This is a genomic window from Phaeobacter sp. S60 (assembly GCF_000826845.1).
Taxonomy (GTDB): Bacteria; Pseudomonadota; Alphaproteobacteria; order Rhodobacterales; family Rhodobacteraceae; genus Phaeobacter; species Phaeobacter piscinae.
Window position 1 is genome coordinate 503,463 of the sequence record NZ_JSWJ01000003.1, and the last position, 16,726, is coordinate 520,188.

Sequence of the window (16,726 nt, forward strand, 5' to 3'; positions counted from 1 at the left end):
CGATCAGCTGTCCAATTCGCTATCCCAATAGAGGAAATCCATCCAAGTCTGGTGCAGTTCCGGTTTGGGGCGTGGCAGGCGCCGGGCAATCGCGTCCAGTTCATGTGGGCTTGGGGCGAAGGGTTGACGACGGAGCTTCAACCCCACCTGCTGTGGTTTCAGATTGCCCTTACGCAGATTATCAGCACTGCAACAGGCGACGATATTGGTCCAGGAGGATGCACCACCTTTGCTGCGGGGGATCACATGATCAAATGTCAGATCCTTGGCGGCAAACCGCTTGCCGCAATACTGGCAGCAGAACTCATCACGCAGAAACACATTGTACCGGGTGAAGGCCACCTTCTTGCGCTTGCGATAGCGTTTGAGCGCAACAACAGCGGGCACTTCGAAGGTGTCCGAAGCCGAATGCACCGCGACATCGTCATAGGTCTTGACCTGTATGACCCGTTCCTGATGGACGGCAACAAACGCATCCTGCCAATTGCAGACAGACAGCGGCGCCCAGCTGAGCGGCTGCATATCTGCGTTCAGAATCAAAGTTCTGAGATTACCAACGGCGACGGTCATACTGCACCTCCTCGTTTCAATGGCCCGGACCTGCGCCAAGGTCCCGGCCACTGACCACCGCCCTGCCCCCGCGCACGGGCCGACACAGCAGTGGTTTCAGACAAAACAAAAGCGCGTGGAGTGCACGCGCTTGTCTTTGGATCAGTCATATGAATATCAGCAGTCTGCGGGTGAACCGACAGCAGGCTTCGATGCGGCCAAACAGGTATTCGCAGACCAATCAGCGGGCGCATTCCCTTGCTGCCGTTGATCACAGGCTGACCATGGGCAACGGCTGCACGGCGATACCCACTATCTGCTGAAATCTGTTGCTGTTGGATCTGCATGTTCTGCAACGGCTCTACCGCCCTGTCTGCCTGTGTTCCGACACCAGAGCGGGGAACCCGCCCCTGCTTTGAATTAACTATATATCGTGGCCTGCAACTGGCAAGCCCCCATTATCAATGACTATGACAAGGTCTCAGACCAGCTCTCAGATCAACCTCTAGGATGTTTCCGTGACAGCCGCATGACGACCAGTCGCTGAAAGGCGTCGGGACAAACCACGCTGGAGGCGCGCCTGCCCCTTGCCACTCAGCGGAGTGCTGCCTATTGCAGACAGATGACCCGATTGATCCGCTTCAACAAACCCTATGACGTTTTGCCGCAGTTCACAGACCGTGGCAGCGAAAGCAGTCCGCGCGCAACGCTGAGCGACTGGATTGATCTGCCGGGAGTTTACCCTGCGGGACGGCTGGATCGTGACAGCGAGGGGCTGATGCTGCTGACCGATCATGGGCGCTTGCAGGCGTGGATTTCCGATCCGCAGCATAAAATGCCGAAAACCTATTGGGTGCAGGTTGAGGGCACGCCGGACGCTGCGGCTATTCAGGCGCTGGCGGACGGCGTGGAACTAAAGGACGGGCTGACCCGCCCGGCGAAAGCAGCATTGATGGATGAACCCGACGGGATCTGGGCACGCAATCCGCCAATCAGGGTGCGCAAATCCGTCCCTGATAGCTGGATCGCGCTGACCATCCGCGAGGGCCGTAATCGTCAGGTGCGGCGGATGACGGCTGCTGTGGGTCACCCGACATTGCGCCTGATCCGTGCTGCGATTGGGATCTGGACGCTTGATGGCTTGTCCCCCGGCAATTGGGAGGATCTGGAGGTGCCGTCTATTCCCGGACCGCCCAAGCCCAAACCCGCGCCAAATCGACAGGCCATCGCCCGGCGCAAGGCTGCCGCGTCAACGCCCGCTCGCCCGGAACCGAACGCGAGAGCAAAGCCCCGAAAACCAAGAAAGCCGCGCAAGGGCTGATCCTTACGCGGCTTTGCGCTTCATCTACGGCTTTCAGCGCTCAAAGGCTCAGCTTGTCCCGCATGAACGCCAGCGCTACGCTTAGCCCATCGGGGGCAATGCCATGGCCTGTGCCCTTCATGATATGAGCAAAGACATCCTGGAACCCGGCCTCTCCCAACGCCTCGGCAGCCTCGGGCAGCGATTGTGGCGGCACCACATCGTCAGCGTCGCCATGCACCAGCAGCACCGGCATTTTTGAGACGACCTCATCCTTTAGCGTCTCTGGCGAGAGCAGCCGTCCGGAGAAAGCGACGATCCCGGCCACCGCATCCTCGCGGCGGGGGGCCACATGCAGGCTCATCATTGTGCCTTGCGAGAATCCAAACAGCACCACCTGCTCGGGCAGCACGTCCTCATCCACCATCAGCGCATCCAGAAAGGCGTTCAGATCCTCGATGGAGGCCATCATCCCGCGCATGGATTCCTCTTCCGAGGAGCCGTCGATCCAGGGGATCGGAAACCACTGGAAACCAAAAGGCGCACCTGCACAGCTTTCCGGGGCATCCGGTGCCACAAACAAGGTGTCGGGCAGATGTTCGGCCAAGGGGTCAGCCAGCCCCAGCAGATCGGCCCCATTGGCCCCATAGCCATGCAGGAACACCACCACGGATCGGGTCTGCCCCGACAAAGGCGCCTTGCGCTCGGCTTTCAAAACTCGTGTCATCGGATCCCTTCCCTGTCCTTTGCCACCCGGTAATAGGCCCAGAGCACGCGCGCCGCAACCGACCGCCATGGCGACCAGTCCTCAGCGATGCGGCGCATCGCGGCGGGTTTCGGCCGCTCCGGCAGATCCAGCAGGATCCGGGCCCCTTCTTGCAGCGCCAGATCGCCATGGGCAAAGACATCGGCCCGCCCGAGCGAGAACATCGCGTAGATTTCCGCCGTCCAGGTGCCAATGCCCGACACTTGCGTCAGGGTCGCAATCACCTCTGCATCCGGGAGCTGGCGCAGGGTGTCAAAATCAATACCGGCCGCTGCCAACGCATGGGCGTAACGAATTTTCTGACGGCTGAGACCGACACTGCGCAACTCCTCCTCGCTGGCCGCTGCTACCTGCGGTGCTGTATCCAGCCCGGCCTCAACCATCCGCCCCCAGATCGCATTGGCCGAAGCCACGCTGACCTGCTGGCTGACAATCGCGCTCAGCAGTTCACCAAATCCCTCGGGTTTGCGGCGCAAGGGCAACGGTCCGCAGAGGTCGATTGCGGCAGCAAACCGTGGATCCTGATCGGCCAGCCACGCGGCACCTTCGCGCACACAGGCGTCACTGGTGATGATCCGCCCGACGTTGGCCATCCCCACCGCATCCGGATTTTTCGATCCTGTCATATGTGACCTCTCCTTGCGTCTTTTTCGCGCGCATAGCGCACTGATGCAGCATCAATCTTGCCCTGTCGGATATTCAGGGATACGCATCTGTCATGACTGACAGCCTCCCCCTCCCCGACGACCGCATCGCCAAACGCAATGTTGTCATTCTCGTGCTTGCGCAGGCCTTTCTGGGTGCGCAGATGCCGATGATTTTCACCATTGGTGGTCTCGCAGGTCAATCGCTTGCCAGCAATGCCTGTTTCGCGACGCTGCCGATTTCGCTGATCGTTGCCGGTTCCATGCTGGCGGCCACGCCGATCTCTGCGATCATGCAGCGGTACGGGCGCAAGGCGGGCTTCTTTGTGGGCGCCGCTGGCGGCACACTTGGCGGTGTCATTGGGGCATATGGGCTTTACCTTGGCTCTTTCCCCATCTTCCTGCTGGGCAGCTTCCTCACCGGTATCTATATGAGCGCGCAGGGCTTTTACCGCTTTGCCGCAACGGACACGGCGTCCGATGCGTTTCGGCCCAAGGCGATTTCTTATGTGATGGCGGGCGGGTTGCTCTCGGCCATCATTGGCCCGCAAATTGTCAAGGCGACCAGCCAGGCCTTTGTGATCCCCTTCCTCGGCACTTATATGGCCGTGGTTGCCGTGAACGTCCTGGGTGCAATCCTGTTCTTGTTCCTCAAAATCCCCAAACCCCCTGTCCCCAGCGAAGACGCCCCCAAGGGACGCAGCCGTCTGGAGCTGCTGCGCACGCCCACCATCGCCGTGGCGGTGATCTGCGCCATGGTGTCCTACGCGCTGATGAACCTGGTGATGACCTCAACCCCGCTGGCGGTTGTTGGCTGTGGCTTTAGCGAAGGCAGCGCCGCCGATGTGGTGACCGCCCACGTGCTGGCAATGTATGTGCCGTCCTTCTTTACCGGTCATCTGATCGCGCGGTTTGGCGTGGAAAAGATTGTCGGCGCTGGCCTTGTGATCCTTGCCGCAGCCGGAGCTGTCGCGCTGCAAGGCGTTGATCTGGAGAATTTCTTTGTCGCGCTGGTCCTGCTGGGCATTGGCTGGAACTTTGGCTTCATCGGGGCGACAACCATGTTGGCGGGCGCACATGAGAGCTATGAGCGCGGCCGGATGCAGGGGTTGAACGACCTCTTGGTGTTTGGCGGCGTGACCTTCGCTTCGCTCGCCTCTGGTGGTCTGATGAACTGTTCCGGCGGCAGTGCGGTCGAAGGCTGGACCGCTGTGAACATGGCCATGGCGCCCTTCCTGGTGCTGGCGGGCGGAGCTTTGCTGTGGCTGATGCTGAAGCCGCGGGCTCTGCGCAAGGCCTGAGCGCAGAGTCCGGCTCGTGATGATAAACCGACAAAAAAGACGCCTGACGGGAAACCGCAGGCGTCTTTTTCATCTGAAGGCCTGAGCCCGTTACCAGCGTCCGGTTGACACCCGGTAGATCAGGCTGGCGCGGCGGCGAAACTCGCTGGTGCCCAATATACCCTCGGCCACGCGCTGCGGTTCCTCCACGGCCTGCCGCAGGATCGCAGCGGCCTGCCAGCCGGGAAGCAGTGCCGGCAGCGCGGATTTGGTGAGTTTGGCGCGTTGCCCGCGCGCCTCCTTTATCGCCTCCAGCCCGGTTTCTGCCAGTGCACTTATGCCTGACGGCGTGCCGTCCAGCAGGGGAATACGCTTTTCGGCGACCAGTTTCGGGATCGCGCGCAGCCAATTGGCAACCCCGACCCCATAGGCGAACCGACGCACCAGCGCCTCATCCGATGCGCCCAGTGTTGCGGCGGCCATCCACATGAGCGACCCTGTCGTCTTGTCGATGTGATCGGCCAGCGCCGCCTCATCTTCAAACGGATCACGGTAGATATCCCAGCGGCGCGCCTCTGCCATGGCATCAATATGCACCGCCAGCTTCGGCGTCAGGACCTTGGCCAGCGGTGTTGCCACAAAATGCCGACGCACCGAGCCGCCTGCGGTTATTTCCTCCCCGACATCACGCCACCACTGCACGCGCATCTCCGCAATCATCGCCTCGGATGAGGCCCAAGGCGCGCGTGCCAATTCCAGATTAAACGCATAGATCGCAAACAGCGGCGCGCGCGCCTCGACCGGGGCGGCCATCACCGTGGCAAAACGGTCGGGATCGCCTTTCTGCACCAGATCGGCGCAGGCGGTCAGATCATCATCAAACGGGATCATCAGGCCGCACCACCCGCCGCATCGGTATCGCGCAACAGTTTCCAGCGGATCGCATCCAGCAGCGCCTCAAACGAGGCATCGATTATGTTGGCGCTGACGCCAACGGTGGACCAGCGCCGCCCCTTGCCATCTTCGCTGTCGATAATGACGCGGGTCACCGCCTCGGTCCCGCCTTGGGTGATGCGCACCTTGAAATCGACCAGCCGCATATCATCCAGCGCCTTGGAGTACTGGCCCAGATCCTTCGTCAGCGCCTTGGCCAGCGCGTTCACCGGCCCCCGGTCGCTACCGGTTTCGTCCAGCGATTCACTCACCGACAGCAGCTTTTGGCCATCCACCTTGACGACCACAACCGCCTCAGAGAGCGAGACCATCCGGTCATACTTGTTCTTGCGCCGCTCCACCGTGACCTTATAGCGCTTCACCTCAAAGAAGCTTGGAAGCTGCCCCAGCTCCTCACGGGCCAAAATCTCGAACGAGGCCTGGGCGGTGTCATAGGAATAGCCCTCGGCCTCACGGGTCTTGATCCGTTCCAGAATACGCGCCAGCGCCGGATCGCCGTTCTCCACGCGCAGACCGGCCTCCGACAGGCGACGGCGCAGATTGGACTGCCCGGCCTGATTGGACATCGGGATGATACGCGCATTGCCCACCAATGCCGGGTCAATATGCTCATAGGTGCTCGGATCCTTGAGGATCGCGCTGGCATGCAGCCCGGCCTTATGGGCAAAGGCAGAAGCCCCAACATAAGCGGCCTGTTTCGTTGGCACCCGGTTCAGAATCTCATCCAGCATCCGACTGAGCGCGGTCAGCGTGCTCAACCCCTCGCGACTGACACCGATGTCAAACTGGTCCACGTAGGGGGGTTTCAACAGCAACGTCGGGATCAGCGTGGTCAGATTGGCATTGCCGCAGCGCTCCCCCAGACCGTTCAGTGTGCCCTGGATCTGCCGCGCACCTGCATCCACCGCGGCCAGCGAACAGGCCACCGCGTTTTCGGTGTCGTTATGGGTGTGAATGCCCAAATAATCCCCCGGCAGCCCCGCCGCGATCACCTCCGACACGATCCGCCCGACGTCACCGGGCAAGGTGCCACCATTGGTATCGCACAGCACCACCCAGCGCGCGCCCGCCTCAAGCGCGGCGCGGCATGCTGCCAGCGCGTAATCCGGGTTGTCCTTGTAACCGTCAAAGAAATGTTCGGCATCAAACAGCGCCTCGCGCCCCTGCGCCACAAGATGCGCGATGGAGGCGCGGATATTGTCGAGGTTCTCGTCAAGCGTGATCCCCAGCGCATGGGTCACGTGATAATCATGGCTTTTGCCCACCAGACAGACCGCCCCGGTGCCGGCATTCATCACCGCCGCCAGAACATCGTCGTTTTCCGCGGACCGCCCGGCCCGTTTGGTCATGCCAAAGGCGGTCATGGTCGCGCGCGTCTGCGGGGCTGCATCAAAGAACCCGCTGTCAGTCGGATTGGCGCCGGGCCAGCCCCCTTCGATGTAGTCTACCCCCAGCCCGTCCAGCGCCGTGGCAATCTGCACCTTCTCGGTGGTCGAGAACTGCACACCCTGGGTCTGCTGCCCATCGCGCAGCGTGGTGTCGTAGAGGTAAAGACGTTCTTTGGTCATGGCTGGCCTTATGGCTTGGCAAATGAGGGTGGCCCTCCCCTCAGAGGGCCGTGATGTGTCGTGGTGCTAGATCGCGTCCAATTTGCTGGCATCAAACGACGGGCCGGGCACCAGTTCAACGCCAGCTTTTGACATGCGGACTTCGATGCCGGCATCGACCAAGGCGGATTTCAACCGATCAACTTCCGCAAAATCCTTGGTTTCCATAGCCGCCTGGCGCGCCTCAAAAAGTGATTTTTCATAGTGGGTTAAATCAACTTCCTCACCTGCAACCCATGTCGGAATGTCCGCCCCCATAAGGCCCATGAACTTCAAACTAGCCCGCATGCTTGCAGCATCTCCTGCATGAGAAAGCTGATGCAATTCGGCAATCGCTTGAGCGGTATTTAGATCATCGGATAGTGCATTGATCAGCCCAACATATGGTTCTTCATTGTCTAGGGCCGTTGCCGCAAGCTGATACCACTTGCGCAAAGTGGCTTCCGCCTCTTTTGCTTTTTTGTCGGTCCAATCCATCGGCTTGCGGTAATGCGTTTGCAGGAACACAAAGCGAATGACCTCCCCCGGATAGCCCTGATCCAAAAGGTCGCGTACGGTGAAAAAATTGCCCAGAGACTTGGACATCTTCTTGCCTTCGACCTGCAGCATCTCATTGTGCAGCCAGATTTTTGCAAAATCGCCCTCAGGATGGGCACAGCAGCTTTGCGCAATTTCATTCTCGTGATGCGGGAACATCAGGTCATTGCCACCGCCGTGAATATCAAAACTGTCGCCAAACAGCTCATGGCTCATGGCGGAGCATTCGATATGCCACCCCGGACGACCCCGGCCCCAGGGACTGTCCCAGCCCGGCAACTCATCGGTGGAGGGCTTCCACAGCACGAAATCCATTGGATCGCGTTTGTTATCGGCCACTTCAACCCGCGCCCCGGCAATCATGTCATCCACCGACCGGCCGGATAGCGCGCCGTAGTCCTTGTAGCTCTTGACCGAGAACAGCACATGTCCCGCGCCATCGGCATAGGCATGGCCCTTGGCAATCAAGTCTTCGATCATCGCGATCATCTGCGGAATATAGGCGGTTGCGCGCGGCATGTGATCCGGTTCCAGCGCGCCCAGCTCAGCCATATCCGCCAGATACCAGCTGATGGTTTCTTCGGTCCGTTCCTGTACCAGCTCTTCCAACGTGCCCGGCGCGCCCGCTTCTTTGCGGGCCAGCGCAGTTGCGTTGATCTTGTCATCCACATCGGTGAAATTACGCGCATAGGTGACGTGATCGGTGCCGTAGACGTGGCGCAAGAGGCGATAGAGCACGTCAAACACCACCACAGGACGCGCATTACCAAGATGGGCGCGGTCATAAACCGTAGGTCCGCAGAGATAGAGGCGCACATCGTCGGGATTGAGCGGGTCCAGCACCTCTTTGCCTCGGGTGCGGGTGTTGTGCAGCTTGATCGTCGTCATCACAAATCCTTCGTCTGACCGCAGCGCATGCGCCTCTGGCCACTCTCCCAACGGGTGCCGCAGATACGCGGCGCGCAGCGCGGGCTTAGCAACTTGTTCAAAAGAAGGGAACGACAGAAACCAGCCCGCTGACTATTTCAGCAGGTAATGCAGCAGGTAATAATGTTGCAAATCCGGTTCATGGAGTTTTCATAACACGCGCGCATCGTCCCGCCAAGCCTGCAATTCAGACCGAAGCCTCACGCCAACGCAAAACGGCGCGCCCACCGAAATGGACGCGCCGCCTTTAACCCCGGTGGGTCAAATCAGAACTGGTAGGAGGCTCGCAGCGACACGGTGGTCGCATCAGCGCTGATGCCGGAGCTGCCCAGATTGTCGAAGTCATGCTCCAGCACTTCGCCACCGACAGTCCATTGATCTGTCACACGGTAGGCCACGCCGATACCGTAGAATTCACCGGTTTCATCACCAATAGAGGTATCAACCTGCGCCACACCGCCGGTCACATAGGCCAGCACGGGGCCAAAGTCATACCCGGCCTTCACCTTGCCGCGCATCACCGAGTCCACAGTGGCGGCACCACCGCCAAGATCAACATCGGTGGCGTCGTAGTCAATCTCACCACCCAGTACGAAGCGGCCAAAATCATAGTTGTAGCCAGCGTGCACACCGTAAGAGACATCATCCCCTGACAGGCCATTGCTGGTATCTGCGTCCAGCTGCCCGATTTGGCCACCGATATATGCACCGGTCCAGTCGCCGCCGTCATTGGCAACCACAACTGGCGGAGCGGCAGGGGCTGGGGCTACGACAGGCTCTTCCAGGTTGCCGGCGAAGGCTGGGGTGCTCAGGGCGGCGGCGATAGCGGCCATGGATACGATACGAGTCATCTCGACTTCTCCTTGTCTGTCTTTCGACATGTGTCTTCTGCGTCGACGCGCTACTCTCGCGTCTGCCCCTCCTAAAGAAGATCGACGGCCGTTTTGTTCCAGACCCCGGCATATTTTTCCGAATTTCTGCGCATTATTTGGCCCAAAATGAGCGTCTGAGGCAGGTTCCTGCCGATTGATTTCGGGCGTTTCATTGCCGATTGGCAAGTACGCGCCAGCATCTCGCGCGACCGGCCAACCGCCGCCTATCTTGATTCCGTATCCGCGCCCAGCCGACTGCTCCGGATCGGCCTATTCCGGGGGTCGCTCAACCGAGGTTGAGGCGCTGTGCAGGGATGCTCGGACCTGCGAAATAGCCGCAGTAGGCCGATTTCGGCAGTCAATTCTATTGGCGGATGGTGAGAGGGCTGCTGTCAGAACTGAAAAGATGCGCGGATCGACAGGATATCCCGGGATGGGGCCCGAACGGCCGCACCATCGCTTGCGTCCTGATGCAGGTATTCCCCGCTGACCCGCAGAGCACGGTTGAGCGAGTAGCTGAGCCCCAGGCCATAAACCGCACCATTGTCGCTATCTGTGGCGGTTTCATTGCGCGCGGAGCCGATGGTGACATATCCCAGCGTCTCCCCCATGTCGTACCCAGCGCGCAGCTTGATCCGCCGAGTCTGCTCCTCAGTCAGGTCAGAGCGGACACGCCCGCTGCGATCGACCTCAACCTCCCCACCCAGCACTACGCGGCCGAAATCATGATCATAGCCAAGATGAAGCCCCGACGCGCTCACCGAGCCGCGCTCTGATTGTACTGCCTGCACCCGTGCAATTGAGGTGCCAAGGAAAAATCCGCTCCAGTCGCCGGCAAAACCAGGTGCAGCAGACAGAACAGCGGTGACAAACCCGACCATCGCCGCCTGACGAGCGGATACACCTTCGCGCGATCGAAGGCACCGTCGCCACATCATGTGGTGCGCCGATAGTTTGTGATCTGTGTGTTCAATGGAGGCCGGTAACATCGGCACGTCCCTTTTCTGACGGCCCGCGGTTTAGGCGCGCGTGATTGTCCATCTCCGACCAGTATCTCTGCAAATGCTTAACAGCAGGTTCAGCATGTTGACGTTCTTAGTCTGACCGAACAGGCTATATAGATATAGATGAAGATGGTCACGCAAGACTCTAAAATGTTTCGATTTTTAGGCGTATCATCAAAAGGTATGCGTGACAGTCTACATATACCAACTGTGAAATATTGGTCGCAAATTTCACAAAAGTCGCAAATGAGATAGAATCGGTCGCCCCCTGTGCAACGATGTCCAGAGCACGATGGAGCAGCGACATGGCAGCCAACCAGCCAGGGAAACAGTCAGGGGAACGGTGGGTCATCAGCCTGATCGGACGCACTATCGGCGCGTCCCGTGGTCGGGCGGCACGGGGACGACCGCGGCGGGTCTGAGACATTCAGATTTCATTTCAGACCCAGAGAGACCTTATGACAGATCAATCAAACTCCCCTCGTGCGGCCCGCAGCGGTGGCCGCGCTGCCCGCCGTGCTGCCCGTGCAGCCCCCCTTGCCGACCATCTGCGCCCCATCCGGGCCGGGTTGGAGGGCGGGCTTTACCGCCCGCTCAGCGACGCCGGTGTCGCACGCATTCACCAAGCCGCGCTGGATGCCTTGGAGCAGATCGGCCTTGCCGACGCGCCCCCCAGCGGGGTCGCCTATCTGAAAGCTGCGGGCTGTATCGAAGGGGACGATGGCCGCATCCGCTTCCCCCGTGCCTTGGTGGAGGACACGATTGCCAAGGCCAACAGATCAGTCACCCTGTTCAGCCGGGATGGCAAAAACGATCTCGAACTCTCCGGTAGCCGGGTGCATTATGGCACCGCCGGTGCTGCGGTCCATGTGGTTGACGTTCATGGTCGGACATACCGCGATTCAACTGTGCAGGACCTGCACGACGCCGCCCGGATCACCGACCAGCTGGACAATGTCCATTTCCTGCAACGGCCCATGGTGTGCCGCGATATTCTCGACAATATGGAAATGGACCTGAATACGGTCTACGCAAGCTGCTCTGGCACGCTGAAACATATCGGAACATCCTTTACCGAGCCGAGCCATGTGCCGCCGGCTCTGGAGATGCTGCATATGATTGCAGGCGGTGAGGACAAATGGCGCGAGCGTCCGTTTATGTCCAATTCCAACTGCTTCGTTGTGCCCCCGATGAAGTTCGCCACCGAAAGCTGCGAGGTGATGGAGCTGTGCATCAAGGGGGGCATGCCGGTTCTCCTGTTGTCCGCTGGCATGGCTGGCGCAACCGCCCCCTCAACAATTGCCGGCGCGATTGTGCAGGCGGTGGCCGAATGCCTGGCCGGTCTGGTTTACGTCAACGCTGTCAAACCCGGCGCGCCCGCGATTTTTGGCACCTGGCCGTTTGGGCTTGATCTGCGAACCGGGGCGATGTCGATCGGATCTGGCGAACAGGCCCTGCTCACGGCGGGCTGCGCGCAGATGCATCATTATTATGACCTGCCGGGCGGGGCCGCCGCTGGCGCCTCTGACAGCAAACTGCCCGACATGCAGGCCGGATGGGAGCAGATGTGCTCCAACGTGATGGCGGGGCTGTCGGGGTGCAACATGGTGTATGAAGCAGCCGGAATGCATGCTTCACTGCTTGGGTTCTGCCTTGAGTCCCTGATCCTGAGCGACGATATGCTTGGTCAGGCCATGCGCTGCGTGCGCGGGATTGAGGTGAGCGAGGATACCGTTGCCATTGATCAGATCGCTGAAGTCTGCCTTAGCGGTACGGGCCATTATCTGGGTACGGACGCTACGCTGAGCCGGATGCAGCAGGATTTTGTCTACCCGACATTCGGGGATCGCACCTCGCCCAAGGAATGGGCCGAGCTGGACAAACCCGACCTCATAGAAAAGGCCGTGGCCCGCAAGGAACAAATCCTGAGCCAGGCCTCGCAGGCGCAATTCGACCCGGTTCTGGATCAGGCGCTGCGGGAGCGATTTAACATTCACCTGCCCAGATAAGTCATTGAAATACCTATGGGCATCGTCACGGACTGCCCATAGGTGAACTTCGACGCCGATCTCAGATGGCCTTCAGCCGCTGCCGCAAATATTCCAGCCAGCCACGAAAACTGGTGCTCTTGGCAAATTTTTTGCGCATGTATCGCAGCTCTTTCTGCCGTAGCGCCTTGCTGACAGAGGCGCTGACCTGGCCTTCGTGCATGCGGTTGGCGATCACTGTGTCTGGCACCACCACGGGATCTCCGTAGGCATCCCACAGACGTTTATAGAGGTCCACATCCATCAGCCAGATCAAGGCTTCGTCGAACTCCATGGCCGAAGTCCGGCGCATGGCGAGAACCGAGGGGCTGGACACCGTGTTCTTGCCAAAATGCAACCGATCCGTCAGGCGGGGACGCATCGGACGGGTCACACTGCTGCCGTCCCGCGTGACACCAGAGCCGCAGAGGCACCAGTCCGCCCCCTGCCCCATTGCATCATGTATGTGCGTCAACCCGTTGGGATCTATGATCAAATCATCCTGGAACAGAACCTTGATAATATCGCCGGTTGCATGGGCCATTGCGTTATTCACATTGACCGATGCCTGTCGCAGCCCCTCGCGGTTCCACAGATGGGTGATGGTCAGCCGGTCGGCATAGTCCCGGCAGACATCCGCAACCGCCATGTCATCGGATTGATCTGACACGACGATATCAAAATCGCTAAAACTCTGGTGGCAGAGATGGTCAAAGGAATCCGCCAGGTAACGCGCACCATCCCCGCCCATGGCATAGGCAGGAATGCAGAGGGTGATTGCAGGCATGGCAGGTTCCTTGGCCGGGGCTGTTTTGCCCTGCCTAGCAAAGCCACAGCGCAAGTCCAAGCCGCGGACCTGCCTAAACGCCCAGATAGCGGTCCTTCAGCTCGGGCGTCAGCGCGCCCATCGCACCTGTCCAAACCGTCGTGCCCTTGTTCACGATCACCGCGCGATCGGCCACGGCAGCGAGTTCCCGCAGCGTTTTGTCCACCACCAGGATCGACAGGCCACTGTCGCGTTTCAGCCGTGCAATCGCCGCCCAGATCTCCTGCCGCACCACTGGCGCTAACCCTTCGGTGGCCTCATCCAGGATCAGCAGCCGGGGATTGATCATCAGCGCGCGGCCAATGGCGAGCATCTGTTGCTCCCCTCCGGACAAAGACGACGCAGTCTGATCGCGCCGCTCCGCCAAGCGGGGAAAGAGATCTGCCACCATGGCAAAATCCCAGGGGCCGGGCCGTGCGGCAGCTCTTAAATTTTCTTCGACCGTGAGTGGGGCAAAACACCGGCGGCCCTCAGGAACCAGCCCGATGCCCAGGCGCGCGATTTTATGTGAGGGCAGCTTGCGCAGGTCATTTCCGGCGAAATGCAGCGTGCCTTCACTCGCTGGCAGCATGCCGCAGATGGTCTTGATTGTGGTCGACTTACCCATCCCGTTGCGCCCCATCAGCGCCACCACTTCGCCTTCGCCAATGTCCAGATCTACACCAAACAAGGCCTGAGATGGTCCATATGATGCAGTAACATTTTTAAGAGATAGCAACATCATACCGCCTCCTCTTCACCCAAGTAGGCGCGTCGCACCTCAGCGTTGTTGCGGATCTCATCGGTGGTGCCGGTGGCTATGACCTCGCCATAAACCAGCACGCTGATCCGATCCGCCAAGGCAAAGACCGCGTCCATATCATGCTCCACCAGAAGGATCGGCGCCTCGTGGCGCAGTGTGTCCAAAAACCCGGTCAGCGCCTGCGATCCCCCCGCGCCAAGACCGGCCATCGGCTCATCCATCAAGAACAGTTTCGGTTGCAGCGTCAGCGCCACCGCCACCTCCAGTTGGCGCCGTTGACCATGTGACAGATCAGCGGTCCGCCGCTTTGCATCGCTCAGCAGGCCCACGCGCTCCAACGCCTGTTCCGCCTGCGCCACCAGTGCCTTGTCTCGCATCACATTGCCAAGGAACCGAAACACGCCACCCCGCGCACCAAGCGCGCCAAGCACCGCGTTTTGCAACACCGTGAAATCCATCGCGAGCGCGGAGATCTGAAAGGTGCGCCCCAGCCCCATCCGGGCTCGTGCGACGCGGCTCAGGTCATCAACCGGGCGACCAAGCAGCGAGATGGACCCTCTGTCAGGACGAAGTTCGCCGGATATCTGCTTGATAAGGGTTGATTTTCCGGCGCCGTTGGGGCCGATCAACGCATGGATTTCACCGGCGCGCAGATCCAGTGAGATGTTCTTGCTGGCCTGCAACGCGCCGAAGGATTTGCACAGATCCCTGACCTCCAGGACCCGTTTTGCGCCCGTTAGATCAGTCATGGGCTACCTCCCGTCCGCTGATCGCACCGATCACGCCACCACGGGCGTAAAGCACGATGATCAGCAGCAGCCCGCCCAAATAGATCTGCCAGTAATCGCTGATCCCACCCAGAAGGTGCTCCAGCAGGATGAACAGCGCAGCGCCGATGACTGGACCAAACAGCCGACCCACGCCACCGATGATGACAAAGATCATGATCTCACCACTGGTATGCCAGCTGAGCATGGTGGGGCTGACGAAACGGTTCAGATCGGCAAACAGCGCCCCGGCCAAGCCGGTGATCGCGCCTGAGATAACAAAGGCCGTCAGACGCAGCTGGTAAGGGGTGATGCCAACCGTCTCCACCCGCGCCTCGCATTGACGCGCAGCAGAAAGCGCCAGCCCAAAGGGCGCGCGCGCCAGCCGGGCGGCAAACCATAGCGCCGCACAAAGGATGGCATAACAGATCAGGAAAAACTGCAAAGGAACCAATGTGTTCAGACCCGGAAACTCATTGCGCACCCAGATCGATAGCCCGTCCTCACCACCATAGGCTGACCAACTGATGGCAAAGTAGTAGAGCATCTGACCAAAGGCCAAGGTGATCATGATGAAATAGACGCCAGAGGTGCGCAGCGACAGCGCGCCAATTACCAGTGCCGCAAGCGCGCTGGCGACAACCGCCACCAGCCAGATCACCGGCATTTGGTTGGTGCCTTCGATCAGCATCGGCCATTCGGCCAGCGGTTCGTAATTCTGCGCGTGGGCCGCCAGGATTCCCATCGCATAACCGCCGATCCCGAAAAATGCAGCATGGCCAAGGCTCACAAGCCCACCAATCCCCAGCGCAATATTGAGACCAACCCCAGCCAGCGCAAGGATTGCGACTTTTGTGGCGAGGGTGATCAGAAACGGCTCTTCTGCCATATGCGCCCACAGCGGGATCGCGAGCAGCAGCAGGATCACCGCAGCGTTCAACAGGTTTTCACGGCTCATCAGTGCTGCCCCCCATAGAGACCGGACGGGCGCACCAACAGGATGAGCGCCATCAGGATGTAAATCAGCATCGACGCCAGCGATGCCCCGACGGATGTCGCACTGGCAGGCTCCATGAACAGCGCAAACAGCTGCGGCAGGAAAACGCCGCCCAATGTATCCGTCAGCCCCACCAACAATGCACCGACCATCGCTCCCTTGATCGAACCGATGCCGCCGATGACAATCACCACGAAGGCCAGGATCAGCACCGGCTCACCCATGCCGACCTGCACCGATTGAATGGCTCCGACCAAGGCACCGGCCAGCCCGGCCAGCGCTGCGCCAAGGGCGAAGACCAGCGTGTAAAGCTTTGAAATATCGACACCAAGTGCCGCAATCATCTCCCGGTCACTTTCGCCGGCGCGGATCTGGATCCCGATACGGGTGCGCGCGATCAGCCAGAACAACCCGGCTGCGACCACGAGACCAATGGCAATGATGGTCAGACGATAAAGCGGGTATTCAATGCCCCCCGGCAGGCTGATCGGACCCGACAGATAACCCGGCACATCCAGAAACAGCGGGAAAGATCCAAAGACCCAGCGCGTGCCCTCGGAGAAGATCAGGATCAGCGCAAACGTGGCCAGCACCTGATCCAGATGATCCCGGTCATAGAGTTTCCGTATCACCAGAAGTTCGACCAGCGCGCCAGCCGCTGCGGCGGCGGCCAGGCTGGCGATCAGGGCCAGAACAAATGAACCGGTCCAAGCCGCAACAACCGCGGCGGCAAAGGCACCAACCATATAAAGCGCACCATGCGCCAGATTGATCAGCCCCATGACACCAAAGACCAAGGTCAGGCCGGCCGCCATGAGAAAGAGCATCACCCCGAACTGCAATCCGTTCAGGATCTGCTCCAGTATAAGTATGAGGGACATGAATTCGTTCCACCAAGGCAGAGGCATCACACCTCCGCAGCCATTG

The 16,726-nt window shown here is 60.0% G+C and carries 16 protein-coding genes; 3 read left to right on the forward strand and 13 right to left on the reverse strand.

Features of this window, described 5'->3' with window-relative positions; all coding sequences use genetic code 11:
- Nucleotides 1-3: 3 nt before the first annotated feature.
- On the reverse strand, nucleotides 4-570 hold the full coding sequence (locus OO25_RS03925; protein ID WP_040169205.1) for an HNH endonuclease: 567 nt from the start codon (nucleotides 568-570) through the stop codon (nucleotides 4-6).
- A gap of 601 nt (nucleotides 571-1,171) precedes the next feature.
- Between OO25_RS03925 and OO25_RS03930 the strand changes: the two genes are divergently transcribed.
- Nucleotides 1,172-1,870, forward strand: coding sequence for a pseudouridine synthase (locus OO25_RS03930; protein ID WP_040178562.1), 699 nt, complete (start codon nucleotides 1,172-1,174; stop codon nucleotides 1,868-1,870).
- Nucleotides 1,871-1,910: 40 nt separating this feature from the next.
- On the opposite strand, the gene OO25_RS03935 is transcribed toward OO25_RS03930, so the two are convergent.
- Nucleotides 1,911-2,576, reverse strand: a complete 666-nt coding sequence (locus OO25_RS03935; RefSeq protein ID WP_040169209.1) for an alpha/beta hydrolase — start codon at nucleotides 2,574-2,576, stop codon at nucleotides 1,911-1,913.
- On the reverse strand, nucleotides 2,573-3,241 hold the full coding sequence (locus OO25_RS03940; RefSeq protein WP_040178564.1) for a DNA-3-methyladenine glycosylase: 669 nt from the start codon (nucleotides 3,239-3,241) through the stop codon (nucleotides 2,573-2,575). Before OO25_RS03940 ends, OO25_RS03935 begins: the two co-directional genes overlap by 4 nt.
- A 92-nt stretch (nucleotides 3,242-3,333) precedes the next feature.
- Between OO25_RS03940 and OO25_RS03945 the strand changes: the two genes are divergently transcribed.
- A complete protein-coding gene (locus OO25_RS03945; protein ID WP_024097132.1) occupies nucleotides 3,334-4,560 on the forward strand; it encodes an MFS transporter in 1,227 nt (408 codons plus the stop codon).
- A 90-nt stretch (nucleotides 4,561-4,650) separates the two neighbouring features.
- Here the strand turns inward: OO25_RS03945 and OO25_RS03950 are convergent, their stop codons facing one another.
- From OO25_RS03950 to OO25_RS03970, 5 genes are all read right to left on the reverse strand, one after another.
- Nucleotides 4,651-5,430: a squalene/phytoene synthase family protein gene (locus tag OO25_RS03950; RefSeq protein WP_040178566.1), complete on the reverse strand. Its 780-nt coding sequence runs from the start codon at nucleotides 5,428-5,430 to the stop codon at nucleotides 4,651-4,653.
- On the reverse strand, nucleotides 5,430-7,061 hold the full coding sequence (cimA, locus tag OO25_RS03955) for a citramalate synthase (RefSeq protein WP_040178569.1): 1,632 nt from the start codon (nucleotides 7,059-7,061) through the stop codon (nucleotides 5,430-5,432). The genes OO25_RS03950 and cimA overlap by 1 nt, the downstream gene beginning before the upstream one ends.
- 66 nt (nucleotides 7,062-7,127) lie before the next feature.
- Nucleotides 7,128-8,525, reverse strand: a complete 1,398-nt coding sequence (cysS, locus tag OO25_RS03960) for a cysteine--tRNA ligase (RefSeq protein ID WP_040178571.1) — start codon at nucleotides 8,523-8,525, stop codon at nucleotides 7,128-7,130.
- Nucleotides 8,526-8,830: 305 nt separating this feature from the next.
- Nucleotides 8,831-9,415 carry an outer membrane protein gene (locus OO25_RS03965; protein WP_040169219.1) on the reverse strand — a complete coding sequence of 195 codons (585 nt, stop codon included), beginning with the start codon at nucleotides 9,413-9,415 and terminating at the stop codon, nucleotides 8,831-8,833.
- A gap of 413 nt (nucleotides 9,416-9,828) precedes the next feature.
- On the reverse strand, nucleotides 9,829-10,374 hold the full coding sequence (locus tag OO25_RS03970; protein ID WP_242406972.1) for an outer membrane protein: 546 nt from the start codon (nucleotides 10,372-10,374) through the stop codon (nucleotides 9,829-9,831).
- A gap of 524 nt (nucleotides 10,375-10,898) precedes the next feature.
- On the opposite strand from OO25_RS03970, the gene OO25_RS03975 reads away from it, so the two are divergent.
- Nucleotides 10,899-12,449 (forward strand): trimethylamine methyltransferase family protein, encoded by a 1,551-nt coding sequence (locus tag OO25_RS03975; protein ID WP_040178574.1) that lies wholly within the window; start codon nucleotides 10,899-10,901, stop codon nucleotides 12,447-12,449.
- Between the two features lie 61 nt (nucleotides 12,450-12,510).
- Here OO25_RS03975 and OO25_RS03980 read toward each other — a convergent pair whose 3' ends face one another.
- The 5 genes from OO25_RS03980 to OO25_RS04000 all read right to left on the reverse strand — a co-directional run bounded on the left by OO25_RS03980 (nucleotide 12,511) and on the right by OO25_RS04000 (nucleotide 16,680).
- Nucleotides 12,511-13,254 (reverse strand): glycosyltransferase family 2 protein, encoded by a 744-nt coding sequence (locus OO25_RS03980; protein ID WP_040178577.1) that lies wholly within the window; start codon nucleotides 13,252-13,254, stop codon nucleotides 12,511-12,513.
- A gap of 73 nt (nucleotides 13,255-13,327) precedes the next feature.
- Entirely contained in the window at nucleotides 13,328-14,017 is a 690-nt protein-coding gene (locus OO25_RS03985; RefSeq protein WP_040178578.1) for an ABC transporter ATP-binding protein, read from the reverse strand.
- Nucleotides 14,014-14,784, reverse strand: a complete 771-nt coding sequence (locus OO25_RS03990; RefSeq protein WP_040178581.1) for an ABC transporter ATP-binding protein — start codon at nucleotides 14,782-14,784, stop codon at nucleotides 14,014-14,016. Before OO25_RS03990 ends, OO25_RS03985 begins: the two co-directional genes overlap by 4 nt.
- Nucleotides 14,777-15,760 carry a branched-chain amino acid ABC transporter permease gene (locus OO25_RS03995; RefSeq protein WP_040178582.1) on the reverse strand — a complete coding sequence of 328 codons (984 nt, stop codon included), beginning with the start codon at nucleotides 15,758-15,760 and terminating at the stop codon, nucleotides 14,777-14,779. Before OO25_RS03995 ends, OO25_RS03990 begins: the two co-directional genes overlap by 8 nt.
- Nucleotides 15,760-16,680, reverse strand: coding sequence for a branched-chain amino acid ABC transporter permease (locus tag OO25_RS04000; RefSeq protein WP_040169229.1), 921 nt, complete (start codon nucleotides 16,678-16,680; stop codon nucleotides 15,760-15,762). Before OO25_RS04000 ends, OO25_RS03995 begins: the two co-directional genes overlap by 1 nt.
- Nucleotides 16,681-16,726 lie beyond the last annotated feature (46 nt).

What these genes read in the sequence shown, in the direction of transcription:
- OO25_RS03925 (WP_040169205.1), bottom strand. Translation starts at nt 570, where the DNA reads ATGACCGTCGCCGTTGGTAATCTCAGAACTTTGATTCTGAACGCAGAT.
- OO25_RS03930 (WP_040178562.1), top strand. Translation starts at nt 1,172, where the DNA reads ATGACCCGATTGATCCGCTTCAACAAACCCTATGACGTTTTGCCGCAG.
- OO25_RS03935 (WP_040169209.1), bottom strand. Translation starts at nt 2,576, where the DNA reads ATGACACGAGTTTTGAAAGCCGAGCGCAAGGCGCCTTTGTCGGGGCAG.
- OO25_RS03940 (WP_040178564.1), bottom strand. Translation starts at nt 3,241, where the DNA reads ATGACAGGATCGAAAAATCCGGATGCGGTGGGGATGGCCAACGTCGGG.
- OO25_RS03945 (WP_024097132.1), top strand. Translation starts at nt 3,334, where the DNA reads ATGACTGACAGCCTCCCCCTCCCCGACGACCGCATCGCCAAACGCAAT.
- OO25_RS03950 (WP_040178566.1), bottom strand. Translation starts at nt 5,430, where the DNA reads ATGATCCCGTTTGATGATGATCTGACCGCCTGCGCCGATCTGGTGCAG.
- cimA (WP_040178569.1), bottom strand. Translation starts at nt 7,061, where the DNA reads ATGACCAAAGAACGTCTTTACCTCTACGACACCACGCTGCGCGATGGG.
- cysS (WP_040178571.1), bottom strand. Translation starts at nt 8,525, where the DNA reads ATGACGACGATCAAGCTGCACAACACCCGCACCCGAGGCAAAGAGGTG.
- OO25_RS03965 (WP_040169219.1), bottom strand. Translation starts at nt 9,415, where the DNA reads ATGACTCGTATCGTATCCATGGCCGCTATCGCCGCCGCCCTGAGCACC.
- OO25_RS03970 (WP_242406972.1), bottom strand. Translation starts at nt 10,374, where the DNA reads ATGATGTGGCGACGGTGCCTTCGATCGCGCGAAGGTGTATCCGCTCGT.
- OO25_RS03975 (WP_040178574.1), top strand. Translation starts at nt 10,899, where the DNA reads ATGACAGATCAATCAAACTCCCCTCGTGCGGCCCGCAGCGGTGGCCGC.
- OO25_RS03980 (WP_040178577.1), bottom strand. Translation starts at nt 13,254, where the DNA reads ATGCCTGCAATCACCCTCTGCATTCCTGCCTATGCCATGGGCGGGGAT.
- OO25_RS03985 (WP_040178578.1), bottom strand. Translation starts at nt 14,017, where the DNA reads ATGATGTTGCTATCTCTTAAAAATGTTACTGCATCATATGGACCATCT.
- OO25_RS03990 (WP_040178581.1), bottom strand. Translation starts at nt 14,784, where the DNA reads ATGACTGATCTAACGGGCGCAAAACGGGTCCTGGAGGTCAGGGATCTG.
- OO25_RS03995 (WP_040178582.1), bottom strand. Translation starts at nt 15,760, where the DNA reads ATGAGCCGTGAAAACCTGTTGAACGCTGCGGTGATCCTGCTGCTGCTC.
- OO25_RS04000 (WP_040169229.1), bottom strand. Translation starts at nt 16,680, where the DNA reads ATGTCCCTCATACTTATACTGGAGCAGATCCTGAACGGATTGCAGTTC.